The sequence below is a fragment of the Acidimangrovimonas pyrenivorans genome, assembly GCF_042643245.1.
GTDB lineage: Bacteria > Pseudomonadota > Alphaproteobacteria > Rhodobacterales > Rhodobacteraceae > Acidimangrovimonas > Acidimangrovimonas pyrenivorans.
In genome coordinates this window covers 70,239-90,724 of record NZ_JBHRSK010000001.1, presented here as the reverse complement: position 1 = coordinate 90,724, position 20,486 = coordinate 70,239, and the positions used below count along the sequence as shown (strand labels likewise).

Sequence of the window (20,486 nt, the reverse complement as noted above, 5' to 3'; positions counted from 1 at the left end):
ACCTGCCACCAATGCTCAGCTTGTTTTCAAGGAGGCCGCGCCGTGCCCGTGATCAACCGTATCGCCGACTATGCCGAGGAGATGAAGGGCTGGCGCCGCCATCTGCACCAGCATCCCGAACTGTCCTTCGATTGCCACGAGACCGCCGCCTATGTCACCGCCCGGCTGCGCGAGTTCGGCGTCGACGAGATCCACGAGGGCATCGCGAAGACCGGGGTCGTGGCGATCATCGCGGGGCAGGGCGAGGGCCCGACCATCGGGCTGCGCGCCGACATGGACGCGCTGCCGATGGACGAGATCACCGGCGCCGACTACGCCTCGAAAGTGCCCGGCAAGATGCATGCCTGCGGCCATGACGGCCACACCACGATGCTGCTCGGTGCGGCGAAATACCTCGCCGAGACGCGCCGCTTCGCCGGCCGCGTCGCGCTGCTGTTCCAGCCCGCCGAGGAGGATGGCGGCGGCGGCCAGGCGATGGTGCAGGAGGGCGTGATGGAACGGTTCGATATCGCCCAGGTCTACGGCATCCACAACGCGCCCAACCTGGCCTTCGGCAATTTCGTCACCACGCCGGGGCCGCTGATGGCCTCGGTCGACACCGTCTATGTCCACCTGACCGGCAAGGGCGGTCACGCGGCGACGCCGCACGAGACGACCGACCCGATCGTCGCCGCCGTGGCGATGATCCAGGCGCTGCAGACCGTCGTCACCCGCAACGCCAACCCGATGAACGAGCTGGTGATCTCGGTCACCCAGATCCATGGCGGCTCGGCCAGCAACATCATCCCCGCGGGGGCGTGGTTCTGTGCCACCGTGCGCAGCTTCGATCCCGATCTGCGGGCACTGGTGAAAAAGAGGTTCTACGAGATCGTCGAGGGCCACGCGGCCGCGTTCGGGGTCGAGGCGAAGATCGGCTACGACTGGGGCTACCCGGCAACGGTGAACCATCCGGCCGAGACCGAGTTCGCCGTCTCGGTGGCGCAGGAGGTGGCCGGGGCGGCCAATGTCGAGGGCCATGGCGGGCGCGAGATGGGGGCCGAGGACTTCTCCTACATGCTCGAGGCACGGCCGGGGGCCTACCTGTTCCTCGGCACCGGGCCCGGCGCCGGGCTGCATCACCCGGCCTATGATTTCAACGACGCCGTGGCGCCGATCGGGGCGAGCTTCTTCGCCCGGCTGGTCGAAACCGCCCAGCCGCTGGGCTGAGCCGGCGGGCTCGCGCCGGTCCTGGCCACGCGCTGCGCGGCGGCTGCGCCCTTGTCCCGGCCATGGCGTGGGGCGGACATGGTGACCATCTGCCGAGAAGCGCCTGAGGAGCAGGGGCTCCCCAGGGCGCCTTTCCCAGGGGATTGCGAGTCGACCGCGCCTCGAGGACGCAGTCCGCGCCGCGGGGGCGGTCGAGCGCCTGCGCCCGATCCTCGACCCGCGGCCGACTCGCGCAGGTCAGCGCGGCAGGGTGCCGTCGCGCAGGTCGGCGGCAAGGTAGGCCAGCGCCAGTCCGGTGCGGCGGAAGGCGGGCAGCGGGAAGCGGCGCGGCGGCGTCGACAGCAGCGCCGGGATGCCGGCCTCGGCCCCGGCCATCAGCCGCGCTGCCAGCCGGCCGCCATAGGAGCCGGGCGCCACCCCGCTGCCATGCCATCCCAGCGCGGCATAGAGCCCGGGCGCCTGCGGCACCTGTCCGACATAGGGCGCCAGGCTGCCGGTGAGGCAGACGAAGCCCGCCCATTCGCTTTCGGTCGCGACCCCTTTCCAGGCCGGGAACATCGCCTCGAAATGCTGCCGCCCGCGCCTGCGGGTCTCCGCCATCGCCTTCGGCGCGGCCGAACTGCCGGCGCGCATGCCGAACAGGAAGCGGCCGTCGGGCAGGTGACGGAAGTAATGCAGCAGGCTGCGGGTGTCGGCGGCCATCACCTTGCTGGTGAACCCCTGGGCCTGGCGCTCGTCCTCGGTCAGCGGCCGTGTGACCAGGATCGACGACAGCACCGGCAGGCTGCGCCCGGCCAGCCAGCGCGGCAGGTCCTCGGACGAATAGCCGTTGGTGGCGACCAGCACTTTCTTCGCGGTCACCTCGCCCTCGGGCGTGGTCAGCTGCCAGCCGTCGCCCTTCGGCGCCAGATGCAGCACCGGGCTGTTGCCGTAGATGCGCACGCCGGCCTCCATGGCCACCCGCGCCAGTCCCTCGACATAGGCCATCGGGTGCAGCGGGAAGCCCACCGGCACCTGCAGCGCGCCATGGAAACCGGGACCGGAGAGGCCCTCGCCGGCCAGCTCGCCCGGGCCGATCAGCCGGGCGCCCGGCTCGCTGGCCGCCTCGGCCCGCAGCCCGGCGAAGGCGGCGGCGGAATGGGCGAGATAGGTCTCGCCCTCCGGGCCCTGGCGGGCATCGATGCCGTGGCCGTCGATGAACGCGCCGACGCTTTCGATCGCGGCGTGCTGATAGGCGCGGAAGGCGCGGGCGCCCTCGGGCCCGACCCGGCGTTCGATGCCCTTGTCGCTCAGCTTCGAACCGCCGAGGCAGCAGAAGCCGCCATTGCGCCCCGAGGCGCCCCAGCCGGGCTGCACCGCCTCGAGAACGGCCACGTCCATGCCGAACCTCGTCACCAGCTCGTGCGCCGCCGACAGTCCGGCATAGCCGGCGCCGATCACCGCCACATCGGCCGTCGCGCTGCCGCTCAGCGCGGGCGACGGAGCGGGTACCGGTTGGCTGCGGCGCCAGTGGCTGTCGGGCCAGGCCGTGTCATAGGCCGGGGCTTCGTAAAGGCGTTTCATCGGGTCTCCTGATCGTGACCGGGAGGGCTGGCCTTCCCCATGCCATCAGCTAAGGTGGGCCGCGCCGCGAGGTCAATGCAGCACGCGGCCCGGGCCGGGGCAGGACGAGGTGAGAGCGGAAAAATGGCACTGGAAGACGCGAAAACGCAGGTCGATACGGCGTTTACCCGGCAGGAGCGGCGCGGGCTGGCCTATGAGAACGCCTTCGGCGGCGCCACCAGCTTCCTGCGCCGGCGCTACAGCAAGGACCTGGCCGGGGTCGACCTCGCCGTCACCGGCGTGCCGTTCGACCAGGCGGTGACCCACCGCACCGGCACCCGCTTCGGCCCGCGCGCGATCCGCGAGGCCTCGGCGCTGCAGCCCTTCGATCCGCCCTGGGGCTGGGACGGGTTCAGCCCGCTCGACGATTTCGACATCGTCGATTACGGCGACGTCGCCTTCGATTACGCCAAGGTCGCCGATTTCCCCGACACCCTCACCGCCCATATCCGCACCATCCTTCAGGCCGGTGCGGGGACGGTGACGCTGGGCGGCGACCATTACATCAGCTTCCCGATCCTCAAGGCCTATGCCGAGAAATACGGCCCGCTTTCGCTGATCCAGTTCGACGCCCATTGCGACACCTGGAAGGACGACGACTTCAGCCGCATCGACCATGGCACGATGTTCTACAAGGCGGTGAAATCGGGCATCGTCGATCCCGCGCGCTCGGTCCAGATCGGCATCCGCACCCATAACGACGATTTCATGGGCGTCCATGTCATCGACGCCCGCGAGGTGCACGAGAAGGGCACCGCCGCCGCCGTCGCCAAGGCGCGCGAGATCGTCGGCGACCACCCGACCTACGTCACCTTCGACATCGACGCGCTCGACCCCGCCTTCGCGCCCGGCACCGGCACCCCGGTCTGGGGCGGGCTGGCCAGCTGGCAGGTGGCGGCGATGCTGCGCGACCTGGCCGGCATCAACATGGTCGGCGGCGATATCGTCGAGGTCTCGCCGGCCTACGATACCACCGGCGCCACCGCCATCGCCGGCGCCCATGTCGCGATGGAGCTGATCTGCCTCTACTGCTGGCCGCGGCGCAAGGGCTAGGCCGATGCTGCGCCCCGTCCTGATCCTTGTCGGGCTCGCCCTGCTGCTGGCGGCGCTCTGGGTCCGGTTCTCGCCCAACCCGCCGGCGCGCTGGCAGGTCAACCCGCTGGAAGCCGGCCGCCCGGGGATGGCGAACGGCTATCTGATCCGCCCCGACGGCGGCGATGCGGCCGCGCCGATCTACCCAGTCGCTCCGGTCGATCTCGCCAGGCAAATCGACCGGATCGCCCGCGGCTGGCCGCGCACGCGCCTGCTGACGGGCTCGGTCGCTTCGGGCCGGATGACCTATGTCAGCCGCAGCCTGATCTGGGGCTTTCCCGACTTCACCACCATCCGCGTCCTGCCGGTCCCCGGCGGCGCCACCTTCGCCGCCTTCGCCCGCGCCCGCTTCGGCCGCTCCGACCTCGGCGTCAACAAGGCGCGGCTGACCGCCTGGCTGCAAGAGCTCGCCAAGTNCCCCCCCCCGGCTTTGTCGCCGGCTGGGGGCTCTGCCCCCAGACCCCCGGGATATTTGCCTTGAGAGGAAGGGCAGGGCGCGGCTCCTCTTGACCGGGGCGCGGTTACAGGCCAAATCGCCCGGATGGTGCCTTTGGACAAGCTTGCCCAGATCACGCAGCGTTTCGAGTTTCTCGAGGCGAAGCTTTCGGCCGGCGCCGAGCCCGGCGAGATCGCTTCGCTGAGCCGGGAATATTCCGAACTCAAGCCGGTCGTGACCGAGATCGCCGCCTATCGCCAGGCGCTGGCCGACCTCGGCGAGGCCGAGGCGATGCTGGCCGATCCCGAGATGCGCGCGCTGGCCGAGGAGGAACTGCCCACGCTCAAGGCGCGGATCCCCGAGATGGAACAGGCGCTGCGCCTCGCCCTGCTGCCCAAGGACGCTGCCGACGCCCGGCCGGCGATCCTCGAGATCCGCCCCGGCACCGGCGGCGAGGAGGCGGCGCTCTTCGCCGGCGACCTTTTGCGCATGTATCAGCGCTATGCCGAGAGCCAGGGCTGGAAATTCAAGATCCTCGAAGAGAGCCAGACCGAGCTGGGCGGGATCAAGGAGGTCACCGCGCTGATCGAGGGCGAGGGCGTCTTTGCCCGGATGAAATACGAATCCGGCGTCCACCGGGTCCAGCGCGTGCCCGAGACCGAGGCCGGCGGGCGCATCCACACCTCGGCCGCGACTGTCGCGGTGCTGCCCGAGGCCGAGGAGGTCGATATCGACATTCCCGCCTCCGACATCCGCATCGACACGATGCGGGCCAGCGGCGCCGGCGGTCAGCACGTCAACACCACCGACTCGGCGGTGCGCATCACCCATATCCCGACCGGCATCGTCGTCACTTCTTCCGAGAAATCCCAGCACCAGAACCGCGCCATCGCGATGCAGGTGCTGCGCGCCCGGCTCTACGATGCCGAGCGCAGCCGGGCCGATTCCGAGCGCGCCGCCAGCCGCAAGGCGCAGGTCGGCTCGGGCGACCGCTCCGAACGGATCCGGACCTACAATTTCCCGCAGGGCCGGATGACCGACCACCGCATCAACCTGACGCTCTACCGGCTCGACCAGATCATGGCCGGTGACCTGGGCGAGGTGATCGACGCGCTGATCGCCGACGACCAGGCCCGAAAGCTGGCCGAGATGGAGGCATGACGGGCCCGGAGAAGGGCGCGATGACGGCGAACGACGCGCTGCGCGCCGCCCTGCCGCGCCTCGCCGCTGCCGGCATCGACGATCCGGCGCGTGACGCCCGTCGCCTGCTTGCCCATGCGCTCGGCCTCGCTCCCGACCGGCTGACGCTGCATCTGCCCGAGCCGCTGGCGCCCGCGGCGGCCGCCCGCTTCGAAGCCGCGCTCGCCGCCCGCTGCCGCCGCCAGCCGGTCAGCCGGATCACCGGCAGCCGTGCCTTCTGGGGCCGTGACTTCCGCGTCACCCCGGACGTGCTCGACCCGCGGCCCGAGACCGAGAGCCTGATCGCCGCCGCAATGGAGGCGCCCTTCGCCCGTGTCCTCGATCTCGGCACCGGCTCGGGCGCGATCCTCGTCACCCTGCTGGCCGAACGGCCGCGGGCCAGCGGCCTCGGCACCGATGTCTCCGACGCCGCCCTTGCCGTCGCCCGGGCCAATGCCCGGGCGCTCGGCGTCGGAGACCGGGCCGAATTCCGCCGTTCGGACTGGTTTTCCGCCGTCGACGAGGCCTTCGACCTGATCGTCTCCAACCCGCCCTATATCGCGGCCGAGGAGATGGCCGGCCTGTCGCCGGAGGTCCGCGACTGGGAGCCGCATCTCGCCCTCACCCCGGGCGGCGACGGGCTGGATGCCTATCGCGCCATTGCCGCCGGCGCGCCGGGGCATCTGACCCCGGGCGGGCGGCTGCTGGTCGAGATCGGCCCGCGCCAGGGGGCCGCCGTTGCCGCGTTTTTTGTCGCGGCCGGGCTTGAAAAGGTCCGGATTTGCCCCGATCTTGATGGCAGGGACCGGGTGGTGGCGGCCGAAAGTCCGCGTGATGAGCGCGGTTTGCGTCACAGCTGATGCAAAATGCCGCCAAATTGTGCTGCGGCGCAAGATTCCCCCTTGCCCTGTCGCGCCCGACATGTTTACTCGGGGATGTGCTGCGGGCGGACGGTTTCGCCCTCCCCCGCGCTTGCAAGCCCAAAATGCCGAATCCAACTCGGGCGTGACGCACTATGCGCCGCAGGTTCGGACAAAGCCCTTCAAGGCTGGAAACAAAGAAAACATGAGATCAAGCAAATCACGTTCGCGCTCGAAGTCGAACCGTACGCGTTCGATGGGCAATATCGTCAACCGGGTCTTCGATTCCTCGGGCCCCGAAGGCAAGGTGCGCGGAACGCCGCAACAGATTATCGAGAAATACCACGTCCTCGCGCGGGACGCCCAGCTCGCCAATGACCGCGTGGCCGAGCAGAACTTCCTTCAGCATGCCGAGCACTACACCCGGATGCTGGGCGAGGCGCAGCGCGAAATGGCGCGCGAGCAGGAAAGCCGCCGCGAGCAGCAGGAAGCCCAACACAACAACCGCGATGGCGGCGGCCGCGACAGCAACCGCGACACCGCCAATCGCGATGCTGGCGGGCGTGACAATTCCGGCCGCGACACCGGCCGCGACCGTCGCGAACGCGAGGAAGCCGTTTCGCAGAGCGGTGCAACCGACGTGATCGACCTTGTCGGCGACGACAATGGCAGCGGCCTGGTCGAGACCCCCGAGCAAGCGGGCAAGTCCGGGCGTAGCCGTCGCCCGATGTTCCGCACCGGCGCCCCCGAGGAGGGCAGCGACCAGCCGGCGCCCGAAGCGAAGGCCGAAGCGACGCCCGAGGCGGCCGAAGCAACGGCCGAGGCCCAGCCTGAGGCCGAGGCCCCGGCGAAGAAGCCGCGCAAGCCGCGCGCGCCGCGCAAGCCGCGCAAGGCTGCTTCCGAGTCCGCCTCGGACGACGCCACGCCTTCCGATCCGCAGACCTCGGCGGCCGAGTAGGGCCGCCGCTAGCGGGCCAGTTCCCGGGCCAGGGCGCAGAACCCCTTGAGGGGGATCTCCTCGGCCCGGGCGGTCGGCTTCAGCCCCGCCGCGAGCAGGCGATCCTCGATATCCGGTGCCAAGCCGCGCAGGCTGGCGCGCAGCATCTTGCGCCGCTGGTTGAAGGCGGCGGCGGTGACGCGGGCCAGGATCTTCTCGTCCGCCGGGTAAAGCGGCGCGTCGCGCCGGGTGATATGCACCACCGCCGAAGACACTTTCGGCGGCGGCGTGAAGGCCTCGGGCGGCAGGGTCATGACGATCTTCGCCTCGGCCCGCCACTGCACCATCAGCGCCAGCCGGCCATAGGCCTTCGAGCCCGGCCTGGCCACGATCCGCTCGGCCACCTCGCGCTGGAACATCAGCGTCAGGCTCTCCCAGAACGGCGGCCATTGCGCCGGCGTCATCCAGCGGATCAGCAACTCGGTGCCGACATTGTAGGGCAGGTTGGCGACGACCCGAACCGGCGGCGTCAGATGGGCCAGCACGTCGACTTCCAGCGCATCGCCGTTGATGACCTCGAGCCGACCGGGATAGGCCGCGCCGATCTCGGCCAGCGCCGGCAGGCAACGCGCATCCTTCTCGACCGCCAGCACCCGCCGCGCGCCTTCGGCCAACAGCCCGCGGGTCAGCCCGCCCGGTCCGGGCCCGACCTCGAGCACGTCGCAGGCGCTCAGATCGCCCGCCTGGCGCGCGATCTTGGCGGTCAGGTTGAGATCGAGCAGGAAGTTCTGCCCGAGCTGCTTCTTCGCGCTCAGCCCATGCGCCGCGATCACCTCGCGCAGGGGCGGCAAGCCGTCAATCGCGCTCACGCTTGGTCCTTTCCGTTGCTTGCGGGTGGAAGGGCCGGGGGGCCGTCTGCCCCCCGGACCCCCCGAGAGTATTTTCGCAAAGAAGAGACTCAGCCTGTCTTCTTCTTTGTCCAAATACTCCACGGGGGTCCGGGGGTGTGAAACCCCCGGCGCCTAGCCTCTCATCCGCGCCATCTCGTCGGCCATCTTCAGCGCCGCGATCAGGCTGGCCGGGTCGGCCACGCCGGTGCCGGCGATGTCATAGGCGGTGCCGTGGTCGGGCGAGGTGCGGATGAAGGGCAGGCCCAGCGTCACGTTCACCCCGCCGGCGAAGTCGATCGTCTTGATCGGGATCAGCGCCTGGTCGTGATACATGCAGATCGCCGCGTCATAGCCCTCCCGGGCCTGGGCGTGGAACATGGTGTCGGCCGGCAGCGGCCCGGCGATGGCCAGCCCCTCGGCGCGCAGTTCGTCGAGCACGGGGGTGATCAGCTCGATCTCCTCGCGGCCCATTGCCCCGCCCTCGCCGGCATGGGGGTTGAGCCCGGCGATGGCCAGCCGCGGCGCGGCGAGGCCGAAATCGTCGATCAGCGCCTGGTGGGTGATGCGGATCGTATCGCGCAGCAGCCTGGCGTCCAGCGCCTGCGGCACCTCGCGCAGGGCGATATGGATCGTCACCGGCACCACCCGCAGCTCGGAACAGGCCAGCATCATCACCACCCGCTCGACCCCGGCCAGCGCGGCCAGGTACTCGGTATGGCCGGGATAGGCGAAGCCGGCGCCGTCCTTGAGCGCCTTCTTGTGGATCGGCGCGGTGCAGACGGCGCGGGCCTTGCCGGCCTGGACCAGCCGTACCGCGGTCGCGATCGCCTCGATGACGCCGGCGGCATTGGCCGGGTCTGGATCGCCGGGCCGGGCCGGGGCGGCGAAGGAAAGCGGCAGAACCGGCAGGGCGGAGGCGGCGACATGGGCGGCCTCGGCCGGATCGCCGATCTCGCGATGCGCGGTGCCGCGCGGCAGGTGGCGCGGATCGCCGATCCAGACGAAGGGCAGCCGCGCGCGCAGCGCGTCCCAGGCCTTCACGGCGATCTCGGGGCCGATGCCGGAAGGGTCGCCGCAGCTCAGCGCGAGGGGCAGGGGGCTGGACATCGGCGGAACCTACGGGCGCCGGATGATCGCGTCGGCCTGCAACTCGGCGAGATAGTTGTCGGCGATGGCGTTCAGGCGCTGATTGAGCAGTTGCTGGTGCAGTTCGGCATCGGTCGGCGGCTTGTCCTGGGCCTCGGTGCGGTGGCACAGCATCAGGAAGACAAGGTCGTTGCCGCGGGCCAGGGTGGTGCTTTCGCCGGCATCGAGCTTGGCCAGCTCGAGCCCGATCCGCGCCGGCACCCGGGCCATCGTCTGGGTGGTGATCGTGAGCCGGTCCTCGGGCTGGCCGTTGGCGACGCCGTAGAGGTCGTTGCAGGTATCGACCCGGGCGCGGATCTTCGCGGCCGTGGCCTGCGCCGCGGCACTGTCGCCGCCGGGGAGCAGGTACTGGGCGTATTCGACCGAGACCTTCGCCGGGGCGAAGCTGTTGCTCTGCTGCAGGCTGCGCAGCTCGAACAGGCCGATGGCATTCTGCAGCCGGACCGGCGCACTGACCTGGCCGGGGGCCAGTTGCAGGATCATCTGCTGCAGCTGCGGCGGCAGGTTGGCGAGCGGTATCCAGTCAAGCTGCCCGCCCTTGGGCGCCGAGCCCGAGACCGAGTATTTCCGCGCCGCTGCGGCGAAGGCGGTGTCGCCGCGCAGGCTGCGCGACAGCTGGACCGCCAGTTGCTCGCTCTGGGCGGCGTATTGCGGCGTCGTCGCCGGCAGGATCAGCTCGGACAGCAGCACGCGGGTCGGGCCGCGTTGCGCGCTCAGCGCCCGGGCACGGTCGAGATCGGCCTGGGTGATCTGGATATTGGGGCCGAACTTGGCCTGGACGAAGGTCCGCCAGGCGACGCCGGCGGTGACGAAGTCGCGGAAGGTCTGCCGGTCGATCCCGGCCTTGGCCAGCTCGGCGACGAACTGGTCGGTGGTCAGCTTGGCGCGGCCGGCGAATTCGGTCATGCCGTCGGCGATCTGCTTGTCCGTCGGCTTGATGCCCACCGCCGTCGCGGCCTGCATCTGCAGCCGGTCCTGGATCAGCTGCTTCTCGGCCAGTTGCTGCAGGTCGCCCGGCGCCTGCAGCGCGGCCAGGAACTTCGCCCGCTGATCGATCTCGTAATTGGTGATCGCCCGGTCGTTGACGATGACCCGCGGCGCGAACAGCCCCTCGGCCGCCGGAGCGGTGGCCGGCAGGGCAAGGCTCATCGCGCAAACAAGGGCGGTTGTCAGCTTCCTCAGTCGCATGGCTCGGTCCGTTCTGCTCTTTCTCGTCGCTCAGCCGCTGCAACTGCGGCGGTAGGCTCCCGTTCCCCTGGCCCGGCCGCTGATGCCGATCAGGTCCACCGACAGGCCGAAATCGGTCGTCGCCGACACACTAGTCGAGGAAGTGAAGCGACGCGAGAGGGAAAGGTCAACGCTCAGGCATTCGTTGCGCCAGTTGAGGTTGAGCCCGGCGCTGGTCGCCCGCTCGGCCTCGAAGTCGTAGCGCCAGGCGACGCTGCCGGTCCAGTTGCCGCGGAAGTTCCAATCGGCGTCCAGGGCCCATTCCGCGGTCTTGGTGAGGCGGTTCTCGGTCGGGTCGGGAACCAGCCAGACATAGCTGGTGCCGAAATTGAGCCGGTCGCCGGCCCAGCCCAGCCGGACCTCGTTCTTGGTGACCGAGAAATTGTTGTCGAACAGGGCCCGGCCGATCAGCGACAGCCCGTTCGGCGTCTTGAGCTGCACCGCGGTCAGCCAGTTCGACTTGGCGCCGCCGAGGCCCGAGCCGGTGCTGAACTGGGCCTTGTCGACGGCGCGGAAGACGCGGCCGGCGACGACGCCCAGGTTCCAGCCGTCGGCGGATTGCCGGGTCCAGCGCAGCCCGACATTGGCCCGCGGCCCCTGTTCGATCGCGTCGTAGCCGGCGAAGCGGTTGAGCGCCCACAGGTTGCCCTCGTCGAACTCGACCAGGGTGGAATCCTCGTTCGGCGCGGCCGAAACGGATTTCGGTGCCAGGATCAGCTGGATGACGGGTTCGATCACCTGGCTGGCGCCGTTGCGGCCGGCCTTGACCCAGGGCCAGCGCAATTCCAGCGCCGCCGCCGGGGCGATCCGGCCGATGCTGTCGGCCCAGTTCGGATCCTGCGCGATGGCGTAGATGTCGCCGCGCGCCTGGGCGATGGCCGAGACCACGATGCCCGGCCGCGTCACCCAGTTGCGGCGCCAGTCCAGCTTGACGCTGGCGCGGGTCATGTCGCGCGCCTTGCCGGTATTGGTCGGGTCGGAGGTGGCGCGGCGCGCCAGGCCGAAGCCCTGGAAGCTCAGCTGCGCCTGGCCGCCGATCAGGGCCGGCCGGAAGCGGCGGATCTGGGTATAGACGGCCACGGGGCCCGGCAGGGTCGCGTTGTCCTCGCCCGCGCGCAGCGAGCGGAAGGCGAGCAGGCGGGTGCTGATATACTGGTCGCGCCGGGTGCGGCTCAGCTCGATGTCGCTTTGCAGCCGGTCCTTCGACGGCAGGCCGTAATCGAGCAGGTAGGCGGCGTCGCTCACCGTTTCGAGGTTGAAGCTGAGCGTGTAGCCGTCGCGCAGGGCGAAGCTGCCGTCGGCGAACAGGTAGCCGCGGGTTTCGCCGGGCAGGATGTCGTCGCGGCCGAGCGCGCCGGTGGCGGTGATACGGCCGTTGACGAAGGCCTGGCGGTAGCGCAGCCCGAGCGTGGTGGTGCGGCTGTTCGACAGGTAGGGGGTCAGGGTCAGGTCGCGATGGTCGCCGATGGCGATGAAATAGGGCAGCCGGACGCCGGCGCCCAGCAGGCTGGTGTTGCGGAATTTCGGCGTCAGGAAGCCGGTGGCGCGCTTCAGCGTCGGGTCGGGCATCCGCAGCCGCGGCAGGTAGAAGACCGGCACCCCGCCCAGCCGCAGCGTGGCGTTGGAGAAATAGATCTGCCGCTCCTGCTGGTCGTAGACCACCCGGGCGGCGCGGATTTCCCACAGCGGCCGGGGATGGCCGGCGCAGACCTCGCAGGACGAGACCACGGTCCGGCTGAGCTCGGAATAGCGGCCGTCGACCCGGGTGATCTGGCGGGCGGCCAGTTGCAGCTGCTGGTCCAGCACCATCCGGGCGCTGCGCAGCAGGCCGTTGCGCAGGTCGCGCGACAGCTCGGCACTGTCGGCCCGCAGCACGGTGCCGTTCGCATCGGTGATCCGGATCGGGCCGTCGATGGTCAGCCGGTCGCCGGTGCGGTCGTAGACCACGCGCGACGCGGTCATTCGCGTGCCCTGGTAGAGCACCTCGACATGGCCATCGGCGATCAGGTTGCGGTCGGTCCCCACCTTCACCGAGTCGGCGACCAGGGTCGCCGGGGGGGCGGCGGCGTCGGCGCTCTGCGCGGCGGCGGGGCTTGCCCCCAGGCTGCCCCCGAGCGGGGTCAGCGCCGCCAGCCCCAGGCCGAGGGCGGAGGCAAGGCGCGCCGCGCGGAAGCCGCGGGGCCGGAGAGGGGCAGCAGTGGTCATCACCCCTCTTCTAAATGCAGAAGGAAGCCGAGCGCCAGAAGGACTGCGGCGACCGGCGGGCTCCAGGCCGCCAGCGCGATCGGAATCTGGCCGCTTTCTCCCAGCGCCTGGGCGACGTTGCGCAGGAAGTAGATCGCGAAGCCGGCCAAGAGCGCCAGCAGCACCATCAGCCCGGTGCGGCCGAACCGGGCGTGGCGCATGGTGAAGCCGGCGCCGATCAGCACCATCGCCGCCAGCAACAGCGGCAGCGCCAGCTCGGTCTGGAACCAGACCCGGTGGCGGCGGGCCGAGAAGCCGGCCTTCTCGAGTCGGTCGATGAAGGCCGGCAGTTCCCAGATCGGCACCACGCCGGGGGTGCCGAAGCTGTCGCGGATCTGCTCGCGCGTCAGGTCCGAGGGCAGGGAGAGGCTTTTCGTGACCCGCGCGCTGCGCTCGGGATTCGGGGTGCCGTCGAAGGTCCAGACCTTGGCGTCGCTCAGCTTCCAGGCCCCCGGCGTCAGCACCGCCTTCGCCGCCTCGATCCGCATCGCCGGCGTGCCGTCGGGGGTGAAGGACAGGAAGCTGACATTGTAGAGCTCGGTGGCGTCGGGATTGGCGCGGGTGGCGCGGATCACCGTCTGGCCGCCATCGCCGCCCTGGCGCAGCCACAGCCCCTCGCGACTGATCGACAGCACGCTCTGGTCGCCGCGGGTATAGTGGCTGCGCAGGGTGTCGTATTCCTTCGAGGTGGCGGCGACGATCGGGTTCATCACCGCCACCGCCAGCGCCCCGATCACCAGCGCGGTGACCACCGGCGCCAGCAGGCAGCGCAGGGCCGAGCGTCCGGCGGCGCGGATCACCACCAGTTCGGAGGTCCGGGCAAGGCCGAGAAACAGCATGATCGTCGACAGGATCACGATCAGCGGCAGGATGCGGTAGAGGCTGTCGGGCATGTTCAGCGCCGCCAGCCCGGCCAGCTGGGCAAAGCTGATCCGGGCGTCGCCGAAGCGCCGGATCTGCTCGACCATGTCGAGCAGCATCAGGATCGCGGCGAAGCCGAGGAAGACCAGCGCGAAGGCGGTCAGGAACTTGCGCGCGATATAGAAGCTGAGGGTCATGCCGGCGCCTCCGGTCCCGTTTCTGGTCCCGCGCCGGGCCCCGAGCCCGGCCCCCTGCCCGGTCCGGTCGCCCCGCGCCGGCGCCGCCGCGGCCGTTGTGACCACCACATCATGACGGTGGCGGCAACAAGGCCGTAGAGCACGGGCAGATAGGCCAGCGGCCACAGGCTCGCGTCGCTGCGTCCGATATCGGCGGACAGGTTTTCCAGCAGCTGCATCAGGATCAGCAGCATGATCGCCAGCATGATCTGGCGGGTCACGCCGAAGCGGCTGAAGCTGCCGGTCAGCAGGGCGGAGAAGCCCAGCAGCGCCGCCGCCAGCGCCGTCAGCGGCCCCGAGAAGCGGGTGTTGCCCTCGTAGATCAGCGCCGCCCGGCTGGCGCCGGTCGCGGTCAGGGTCGCGTCCGTCGGATGCAGCAGCTGCCAGGTGCCCAGCTCGGCCATGTCGCGGTGGCTGCTGATCCGGGCGCCGAGCAAGGCGCCGATGTCATAGGTGAAATCCTGGAAACTGGTGATCGACAGCCGCCGGTCGGACAGCGACAGCACCTGTGCCATGCCGTCGAACATCACCAGCTTGGGGCCGCCGTCGGCTTTCACCAGCAGCGCCCGCTGGGCGGTATAGGTGGTGCGGCTGTCCTTGGCCCGCGCATCCGACAGGAAGACGTCGCGCAGCTCGCCCTGCGGGGTGATATGGCGGATGAACAGGGTGATGCCGTCGCCCGGATGCAGGAACTGGCCCTCGCTCAGCAGCCGTGCGCCGACATTCTCGTTCATCTCGACCTGGCGCTGGGCCATCATCGTCCGGCTGGCCGGCACCAGAACATGGGTCAGCACCGACATCAGGAAGGCCACGATCAGCCCGAAGGCCAGCACCCCGCGCGCCAGCCGGAAGGCCGAGAAGCCGGTCGCCTGGACCACCACCAGCTCGCTTTCGGAGCTCAGCCGGTTGGTGACGTAGACCGCCGCGGCGAAGGCCGAGACCGGCAGCACCAGGCGGATCACGTTGGGCAGGGTGAGGGCGGTGAACTCGAGGAAGACCAGCGCCGACTGGCCGTCGCCGATCAGGCGGTCGAACAGCAGCACGGCGCGGTTGACCCAGTAGACCAGCACCAGCACCAGCGAGAAGAAGCCGAACAGGACCATGAGCTGCGACAGCATGTATCTGTCGAATCTGGACACGGACACCGACCCCCGGCTGGATAGAACGGACGGGACCGTAGCGGAATTCGCCGGCCGGGAAAACTGCTATCTGGTCAAGCCCGGGGCCAGCCGCTAGGGTCCGCCGAACAGCCCGTAAACCAGTGAAGGGAACGCGCCATGACCGCACCGGCCGCCATCCAGTTTCGCGAAACCGATCTCGACGCGCTTGCCGCCTTCGCCGGCCGCATCGCCGTGCTCGTGCCCGAGGCGGGAACGCTGAGCCAGCCGGTGCGGCGGCTCAACCGGCTGATGCGCGGCGCGCTGGCCCGCTGCGTCGAAAGCCCGGCCTTCGCCAAGCTGAAGCCCGGCGAGTCCTGCGATCTCGCCTATCCCGCGGGCCTGGCGACCGAGGCGGTGCGGGTGGTCAAGCTCGACCGCAAGGTCGGGCGCGCCGAGGCCCGCGCCGCCGGCGCGACCATCGGCAGGGGCCGGCCCGAGGGCGGCATCCTGGTGCTTGCCGCCAATCACCCGCAGGCGGCCGAGATCTCCTTCGGCCTCGCCCTGCGCGACTACGATTTCACTGATCACAAGACCGCCGAGGCCAGGCCGCGCGGCCCGGTCACGATGATGGTCACCGATCCCGAGGTGGTGGCGGCCCGGGCGGCGCCGCTGGCGGCGCTGGCCGAGGGCGTCTTCTTCACCCGCGACCTGGTCAACGAACCCTCGAACGTGCTGACCACCGACGATTTCGCCGCCCGCCTCGCCGCGATGCAGGAACTCGGGCTCGAGGTCGAGATCCTCGAGGAGGACGATCTCGCCAAGCTTGGCATGGGCGCGCTGCTCGGCGTCGGCCAGGGCTCGGAAAGCCCGTCGAAAGTGGTGGTGATGCAGTGGAACGGCGGCGAAAAGGACGCCGCGCCGCTGGCGCTGGTCGGCAAGGGCGTGGTCTTCGACACCGGCGGCATCTCGATCAAGCCGGCCGGCGGCATGGAAGACATGACCATGGACATGGGCGGCGCCGGCACCGTCGCCGGCGTGATGCGCGCGCTGGCGCTGCGCAAGGCCAAGGCCAACGTGGTCGGCCTCGTCGGCCTGGTCGAGAACATGCCCTCGGGCAAGGCCCAGCGGCCGGGCGACGTGGTGCGCTCGATGAAGGGCGACACCATCGAGGTCATCAATACCGATGCCGAGGGTCGGCTCGTCCTCGCCGACGTGCTGTGGTACGCGCAGGAGCGGTTCCAGCCGGCCGGCATCGTCGATCTTGCCACGCTGACCGGCGCCATCATCATCGCGCTGGGCCATGACAATACCGGCGTGTTCTCGAACGACGACGGCTTCTGCGACGCCTTCCTCAAGGCGGCGAAGGCCGAGGGCGAGGGCGCCTGGCGGATGCCGCTCGACGACAGCTACGACAAGCTGCTCAAGTCGCGCATCGCCGATATCAAGAATACCGGTGGCCGGCCGGCCGGCTCGATCACCGCGGCGAAGTTCTTACAGCGTTTCGTCAAGCCCGAGGTGCCGTGGATCCATCTCGACATCGCCGGCACCGCGCTGCTGAAATCCGACAGCGCGCTGGCGCCCAAGGGCGCGACCGGCTGGGGGGTGATGGCGCTCGACCGGCTGGTGCGCGACCGCTACGAGGGCTGAGGAGACGGGGGAGGCCGCTGCGATGGGCGCCGCGATGTTCTACCACCTGACCCGCTCGACCGTGGAGCAGACGCTGCCGATGCTGATCGACCGCTCGCTTCAGGCCGGCTGGCGGGTGGCGATCCGCGGCACCTCGGAACAGCGGCTGCGCTGGCTCGACGACAAGCTCTGGCTCGGCCCGGAAGAGGGCTTCCTGCCCCACGGCCTGGCCGGCGGTCCGCATGACGCCGACCAGCCGGTGCTGCTGACCTCCGCCCCCGACTGCCCCAACAACGCGGCCTGCCTGATGGCGATCGACGCCGCCGAGGTGACGGCCGAGGAAACCGCCGCGCTCGAACGGGTCTGCATCCTGTTCGACGGCAACGACCCCGACTCGCTGAACGCCGCCCGGGCCCAGTGGAAATCGCTCACCGTCGCCGGCGCTTCGGCGCAATACTGGTCCGAGGAGAGCGGTCGCTGGGAGAAGAAGGCCGAACGCTGATCGCGCGCCCTTTCCGGCTTTCACCTGAGTGGAAATATCCTCGGGGGTGAATTGGCCTTCAGGCCAAGAGGGGGCAGACGGCCCCCTTGGTCTCTCCGCCGCTCACGGCGTCAGGATCATCCGGTCGCCGGCAATCTCGATCTTCGAGAATCGCTGCAGCACGGTCATCCCCAGCAGCGAGGTATCCAGCTGCCCGGCATTGACCGAGGCGTCGACGCCGCGCAGCGTCACCTTGCCGAGCCGCACATCGCGCAGCCGGACATGGGCGGTTTCGACCTTGCCGTTCGCCGTCTGGGCGGTGCCGGTATAGATCAGGTTGGCGGTGTCGATGCCGATCTTGCGGGCGTCGGCCTTGGTCAGGACCAGATTGCTGGCGCCGGTATCGACGACGAAATGCACCGGCGTACCCGAGACCGTCAGGGTGACGTAGAAATGGCCGTCGGGCGCGCGCGGCAGGATCACCTGGCCGGTCTGGGCGACGATCTCCTGCCGCGGCAGGACCTGGCGCGAGATGTCCGACCACAGCCCGTAACCGGCAAGGACGCCGACGAAGATCAGGGCCCAGACCGCCGCGCTCTGGGCCAGCCGGCCCAGCTGGTGGCGGTTCTGCAGGATCAGCGCCCCGCCCACCGCCGCCGCGATCAGGCCGAGATAGGTGATGCGGACCAGTATGTCAGTGTCCATGCCGCCGTCCTTTCCCCCTCAATGTGGGGGCTGCGGCGGCGCTTGTCACCCCCACGAGGGCGGGCCTCATGCCGCAGCCGGGAACAGGCCCGAGGTCATCAGCCCGTCGATCACGAACTGCACCGACAGCGCCGCCAGCAGCATGCCCAGCAGCCGCGTCACCACATTGGTGCCGGTCTTGCCCAGGGCCCGTTCCAGCGGGCCGGCGAAGAGCATCAGCGTGAAGACGCAGCCGACGACCGCCGCCATCACCAGGTGGACGGCGACGACGCCTTCCCAGCCATGGCCCGAGCGGCCGACCAGCAGGATCATCGTCGCCATCGCGCCCGGCCCGGCGATCAGCGGCGTCGCCAGCGGGAATACCGACGGGTCGTGGTGGTCCAGTTCCTCCTCGGCGCTGACCTGGCCCTCGCGGCGCTGGGTGCGGCGTTCGAACAGCATGTCGAAGGCGGTGAAGAACAGCAGCAGCCCGCCGGAGATGCGGAAGGCCGACATCGAGATGCCGACGAAGCGCAGCACCGCCTCGCCGGCGACGCCGAACAGGGTCAGCAAGCCGATCGCCACCAGGCAGGCGCGCAGCCCGATCACCCGGCGCTGGGCCGTGCTCATGCCGCGGGTCAGGGCGACGAAGAGCGGCGCCAGCCCGATCGGATCGATGATCACGAACAGGGTGACGAAAGAGGTGATCAGGGTCGCGCTGTCCATCTCAGGCCTGCGCCGCCTCGAGCTTTTCCTGCGCCTTGAGCCACAGCGCCTCGGCCCGGTCGAGCCCGTCCATCACCTCGGCGTATTTCTTCTGCCAGGTCTCGACCTCGCCGCCGCGCCCGGGCTCGTAGAGCTCGGGGTCGGCCAGCTTCTTGGCCAGCTTGCCGCGCATCTCCTCGATCTTGGCGATCCGCTCCTCGCATTTGCGCACCTCGGAGCGCAGCGCGGCGATCTCGTCGCGGGTCGCCTTGCGCTTCTCGGGCTTGGGCTTGGCCGCCTTCGGCTGGTCGTCGTTCGACAGCAGCATCTTGCGATAGGCCTGCAGGTCTTCCTCGTAGGGCCTGACCGCGCCGTTCGAGACCAGCCACAGCCGGTCGGCGACGAGGCTGAGCAGGTGCATGTCGTGGGAGACGAGGACGACGGCGCCGGAATAGCCGGTCAGCGCCTCGACCAGCGCCTCGCGGCTTTCGATGTCGAGGTGGTTGGTCGGTTCGTCGAGGATCAGCAGATGCGGCGCGTCGATCGTGGCCAGCAGCAGCGACAGCCGCGCCTTCTGGCCGCCCGACAGCCGCCCGACCACGGTCTCGGCCTGATCGGCACCAAGGCCGAAACCGGCCAGCCGGGCGCGCAATTTCGGCTGGCCCTCGTTCGGGCGCAGCCGCATGATGTGCTGCAGCGGCGTCTCGTCGATATGCAGCTCGTCGACCTGGTGCTGGGCGAAATAGCCGATGCGCAGCTTGGACGAGCGGGTGATGTGGCCCTCGCAGGCATCGAGCTTGCCGGCCAGCAGCTTAGACAGGGTCGATTTGCCCTCGCCGTTACGGCCGAGCAGGGCGATACGGTCGTCCTGGTCGATGCGCAGCGACAGCTTGCGCAGCACCGGCGGGCCGCCATAGCCGACCGAGGCGCCTTCGAGGTTGATGATCGGCGGCGACAGTTCCTCGGGCGCCGGGAAGGTGAAGACGTGTTTCGCCGCTTCCTCGGGGGCGGTGATCGGCGTCATCTTCTCGAGCATCTTGACCCGGCTCTGGGCCTGGCGCGCCTTGGTCGCCTTGGCCTTGAAGCGGTCGACGAAGCTTTGCAGATGGGCGCGCCGCGCCTCCTGCTTCTTGGCCTCGGCCGCCTGCAGCGCCCGTTGCTCGGCCCGGGCCCTGGCAAACTGGTCGTAGGTGCCCGGCCACAGGGTCAGCTTGCGGTTGTCGAGATGCAGGATCGCGCCGACCGACCGGTTCAGCAATTCGCGGTCGTGGCTGATGATCAGCACGGTATGGGGGTATTTCTGGAGGTAGTTCTCCAGCCACAGCGCGCCTTCGAGGTCGAGGTAGTTGGTCGGTTCGTCGAGCAGCAGCAGGTCGGGCTGGGCGAACAGCACGCCCGCCAGCGCCACCCGCATCCGCCAGCCACCGGAGAAGTCCGAGCACGGTCGCAGCTGCTCCTCGGCGGTGAAGCCGAGGCCCTTGAGGATCGCGCTGGCCCGGCCCTCGGCCGACCAGGCGTCGATATCGGCCAGCCGGTGCTGGATCTCGGCGATGCGATGCGGATCGGTGGCGGTCTCGGCTTCCGCCATCAGCGCCGCGCGCTCGGTATCCGCCGCCAGCACGGTGTCGAGCAGCGATGTGGACGAGGACGGCACCTCCTGGGCCACGCCGCCGATCTTGGCGCGGGACGGCAGCGAGATCTCGCCCCCTTCCAGCGCCAGCTCGCCACGGATCAGGCGGAACAGGGTGGTCTTGCCGGCGCCGTTGCGGCCGACGAGGCCGACCTTGTGGCCGGCGGGGATGCGCGCCGAGGCGCCCTCGAACAGGGGGCGGCCTTCGACGGAATAGGAGATGTCGGCAATCGTCAGCATGGCACGGGGCTTGCCCGAATCCGCGCCCGGCGTCAATTGCCGCGCCAAGGCGGCTTTTCAAGCCCGTTGCCCCGTGGTAGCAGGGCGCCGGAAATGGGGGCAGG

The 20,486-nt window shown here is 69.9% G+C and carries 18 protein-coding genes; 8 read left to right on the top strand and 10 right to left on the bottom strand.

Annotated features, from left to right (window positions below; translation table 11 throughout):
* Positions 1-42: 42 nt before the first annotated feature.
* Positions 43-1,206, top strand: coding sequence for a M20 aminoacylase family protein (locus ACFOES_RS00465; protein WP_377830778.1), 1,164 nt, complete (start codon positions 43-45; stop codon positions 1,204-1,206).
* A 237-nt stretch (positions 1,207-1,443) separates the two neighbouring features.
* On the opposite strand, the gene ACFOES_RS00460 is transcribed toward ACFOES_RS00465, so the two are convergent.
* A complete protein-coding gene (locus ACFOES_RS00460; protein ID WP_377830777.1) occupies positions 1,444-2,769 on the bottom strand; it encodes an NAD(P)/FAD-dependent oxidoreductase in 1,326 nt (441 codons plus the stop codon).
* 123 nt (positions 2,770-2,892) lie between these two features.
* Between ACFOES_RS00460 and speB the strand changes: the two genes are divergently transcribed.
* From speB to ACFOES_RS00435, 5 genes are all read left to right on the top strand, one after another.
* On the top strand, positions 2,893-3,861 hold the full coding sequence (gene speB / locus ACFOES_RS00455; protein ID WP_377830776.1) for an agmatinase: 969 nt from the start codon (positions 2,893-2,895) through the stop codon (positions 3,859-3,861).
* 4 nt (positions 3,862-3,865) lie between these two features.
* Entirely contained in the window at positions 3,866-4,381 is a 516-nt protein-coding gene (locus ACFOES_RS00450; RefSeq protein WP_377830775.1) for a DUF1499 domain-containing protein, read from the top strand.
* 60 nt (positions 4,382-4,441) lie between these two features.
* On the top strand, positions 4,442-5,497 hold the full coding sequence (gene prfA, locus ACFOES_RS00445; protein WP_377830774.1) for a peptide chain release factor 1: 1,056 nt from the start codon (positions 4,442-4,444) through the stop codon (positions 5,495-5,497).
* Positions 5,498-5,517: 20 nt separating this feature from the next.
* The gene (prmC, locus tag ACFOES_RS00440) at positions 5,518-6,375 is read left to right on the top strand and encodes a peptide chain release factor N(5)-glutamine methyltransferase (RefSeq protein ID WP_377830773.1); all 858 of its coding nucleotides are present in this window, start codon (positions 5,518-5,520) and stop codon (positions 6,373-6,375) included.
* A gap of 205 nt (positions 6,376-6,580) precedes the next feature.
* The gene (locus tag ACFOES_RS00435; protein WP_377830993.1) at positions 6,581-7,333 is read left to right on the top strand and encodes a DUF4167 domain-containing protein; all 753 of its coding nucleotides are present in this window, start codon (positions 6,581-6,583) and stop codon (positions 7,331-7,333) included.
* A gap of 8 nt (positions 7,334-7,341) precedes the next feature.
* On the opposite strand, the gene rsmA is transcribed toward ACFOES_RS00435, so the two are convergent.
* The 6 genes from rsmA to lptF form a co-directional block, all read right to left on the bottom strand.
* Positions 7,342-8,181 (bottom strand): 16S rRNA (adenine(1518)-N(6)/adenine(1519)-N(6))-dimethyltransferase RsmA, encoded by an 840-nt coding sequence (gene rsmA / locus ACFOES_RS00430; protein ID WP_377830772.1) that lies wholly within the window; start codon positions 8,179-8,181, stop codon positions 7,342-7,344.
* Positions 8,182-8,334: 153 nt separating this feature from the next.
* Positions 8,335-9,309, bottom strand: coding sequence for a 4-hydroxythreonine-4-phosphate dehydrogenase PdxA (gene pdxA / locus ACFOES_RS00425; RefSeq protein WP_377830771.1), 975 nt, complete (start codon positions 9,307-9,309; stop codon positions 8,335-8,337).
* A gap of 9 nt (positions 9,310-9,318) precedes the next feature.
* The gene (locus tag ACFOES_RS00420) at positions 9,319-10,497 is read right to left on the bottom strand and encodes a peptidylprolyl isomerase (protein ID WP_377830770.1); all 1,179 of its coding nucleotides are present in this window, start codon (positions 10,495-10,497) and stop codon (positions 9,319-9,321) included.
* A gap of 69 nt (positions 10,498-10,566) precedes the next feature.
* Positions 10,567-12,780 carry an LPS-assembly protein LptD gene (locus ACFOES_RS00415; RefSeq protein WP_377830769.1) on the bottom strand — a complete coding sequence of 738 codons (2,214 nt, stop codon included), beginning with the start codon at positions 12,778-12,780 and terminating at the stop codon, positions 10,567-10,569.
* A complete protein-coding gene (gene lptG / locus ACFOES_RS00410) occupies positions 12,780-13,877 on the bottom strand; it encodes an LPS export ABC transporter permease LptG (protein WP_377830768.1) in 1,098 nt (365 codons plus the stop codon). Before lptG ends, ACFOES_RS00415 begins: the two co-directional genes overlap by 1 nt.
* The gene (lptF, locus tag ACFOES_RS00405) at positions 13,874-15,055 is read right to left on the bottom strand and encodes an LPS export ABC transporter permease LptF (RefSeq protein WP_377830767.1); all 1,182 of its coding nucleotides are present in this window, start codon (positions 15,053-15,055) and stop codon (positions 13,874-13,876) included. Before lptF ends, lptG begins: the two co-directional genes overlap by 4 nt.
* Positions 15,056-15,193: 138 nt before the next feature.
* On the opposite strand from lptF, the gene ACFOES_RS00400 reads away from it, so the two are divergent.
* Both ACFOES_RS00400 and ACFOES_RS00395 read left to right on the top strand, forming a co-directional pair.
* Positions 15,194-16,663, top strand: coding sequence for a leucyl aminopeptidase (locus ACFOES_RS00400; RefSeq protein ID WP_377830766.1), 1,470 nt, complete (start codon positions 15,194-15,196; stop codon positions 16,661-16,663).
* 22 nt (positions 16,664-16,685) lie between these two features.
* Positions 16,686-17,144 (top strand): DNA polymerase III subunit chi, encoded by a 459-nt coding sequence (locus ACFOES_RS00395; RefSeq protein WP_377830765.1) that lies wholly within the window; start codon positions 16,686-16,688, stop codon positions 17,142-17,144.
* A gap of 102 nt (positions 17,145-17,246) precedes the next feature.
* On the opposite strand, the gene ACFOES_RS00390 is transcribed toward ACFOES_RS00395, so the two are convergent.
* The 3 genes from ACFOES_RS00390 to ACFOES_RS00380 form a co-directional block, all read right to left on the bottom strand.
* Positions 17,247-17,828, bottom strand: coding sequence for a retropepsin-like aspartic protease family protein (locus ACFOES_RS00390; protein ID WP_377830764.1), 582 nt, complete (start codon positions 17,826-17,828; stop codon positions 17,247-17,249).
* Positions 17,829-17,894: 66 nt separating this feature from the next.
* Positions 17,895-18,533: a MarC family protein gene (locus ACFOES_RS00385; RefSeq protein WP_377830763.1), complete on the bottom strand. Its 639-nt coding sequence runs from the start codon at positions 18,531-18,533 to the stop codon at positions 17,895-17,897.
* A 1-nt stretch (position 18,534) separates the two neighbouring features.
* The gene (locus ACFOES_RS00380; protein WP_377830762.1) at positions 18,535-20,382 is read right to left on the bottom strand and encodes an ABC-F family ATP-binding cassette domain-containing protein; all 1,848 of its coding nucleotides are present in this window, start codon (positions 20,380-20,382) and stop codon (positions 18,535-18,537) included.
* Positions 20,383-20,486: the final 104 nt, after the last annotated feature.

Coding starts and splice junctions, on each gene's coding strand:
- ACFOES_RS00415 (WP_377830769.1), bottom strand. CDS start 12,780: ATGACCACTGCTGCCCCTCTCCGGCCCCGCGGCTTCCGCGCGGCGCGC.
- ACFOES_RS00420 (WP_377830770.1), bottom strand. CDS start 10,497: ATGAGCCTTGCCCTGCCGGCCACCGCTCCGGCGGCCGAGGGGCTGTTC.
- ACFOES_RS00390 (WP_377830764.1), bottom strand. CDS start 17,828: ATGGACACTGACATACTGGTCCGCATCACCTATCTCGGCCTGATCGCG.
- ACFOES_RS00380 (WP_377830762.1), bottom strand. CDS start 20,382: ATGCTGACGATTGCCGACATCTCCTATTCCGTCGAAGGCCGCCCCCTG.
- ACFOES_RS00385 (WP_377830763.1), bottom strand. CDS start 18,533: ATGGACAGCGCGACCCTGATCACCTCTTTCGTCACCCTGTTCGTGATC.
- prfA (WP_377830774.1), top strand. CDS start 4,442: ATGGTGCCTTTGGACAAGCTTGCCCAGATCACGCAGCGTTTCGAGTTT.
- speB (WP_377830776.1), top strand. CDS start 2,893: ATGGCACTGGAAGACGCGAAAACGCAGGTCGATACGGCGTTTACCCGG.
- ACFOES_RS00395 (WP_377830765.1), top strand. CDS start 16,686: ATGGGCGCCGCGATGTTCTACCACCTGACCCGCTCGACCGTGGAGCAG.
- ACFOES_RS00400 (WP_377830766.1), top strand. CDS start 15,194: ATGACCGCACCGGCCGCCATCCAGTTTCGCGAAACCGATCTCGACGCG.
- lptG (WP_377830768.1), bottom strand. CDS start 13,877: ATGACCCTCAGCTTCTATATCGCGCGCAAGTTCCTGACCGCCTTCGCG.
- ACFOES_RS00460 (WP_377830777.1), bottom strand. CDS start 2,769: ATGAAACGCCTTTACGAAGCCCCGGCCTATGACACGGCCTGGCCCGAC.
- prmC (WP_377830773.1), top strand. CDS start 5,518: ATGACGGCGAACGACGCGCTGCGCGCCGCCCTGCCGCGCCTCGCCGCT.
- pdxA (WP_377830771.1), bottom strand. CDS start 9,309: ATGTCCAGCCCCCTGCCCCTCGCGCTGAGCTGCGGCGACCCTTCCGGC.
- ACFOES_RS00435 (WP_377830993.1), top strand. CDS start 6,581: ATGAGATCAAGCAAATCACGTTCGCGCTCGAAGTCGAACCGTACGCGT.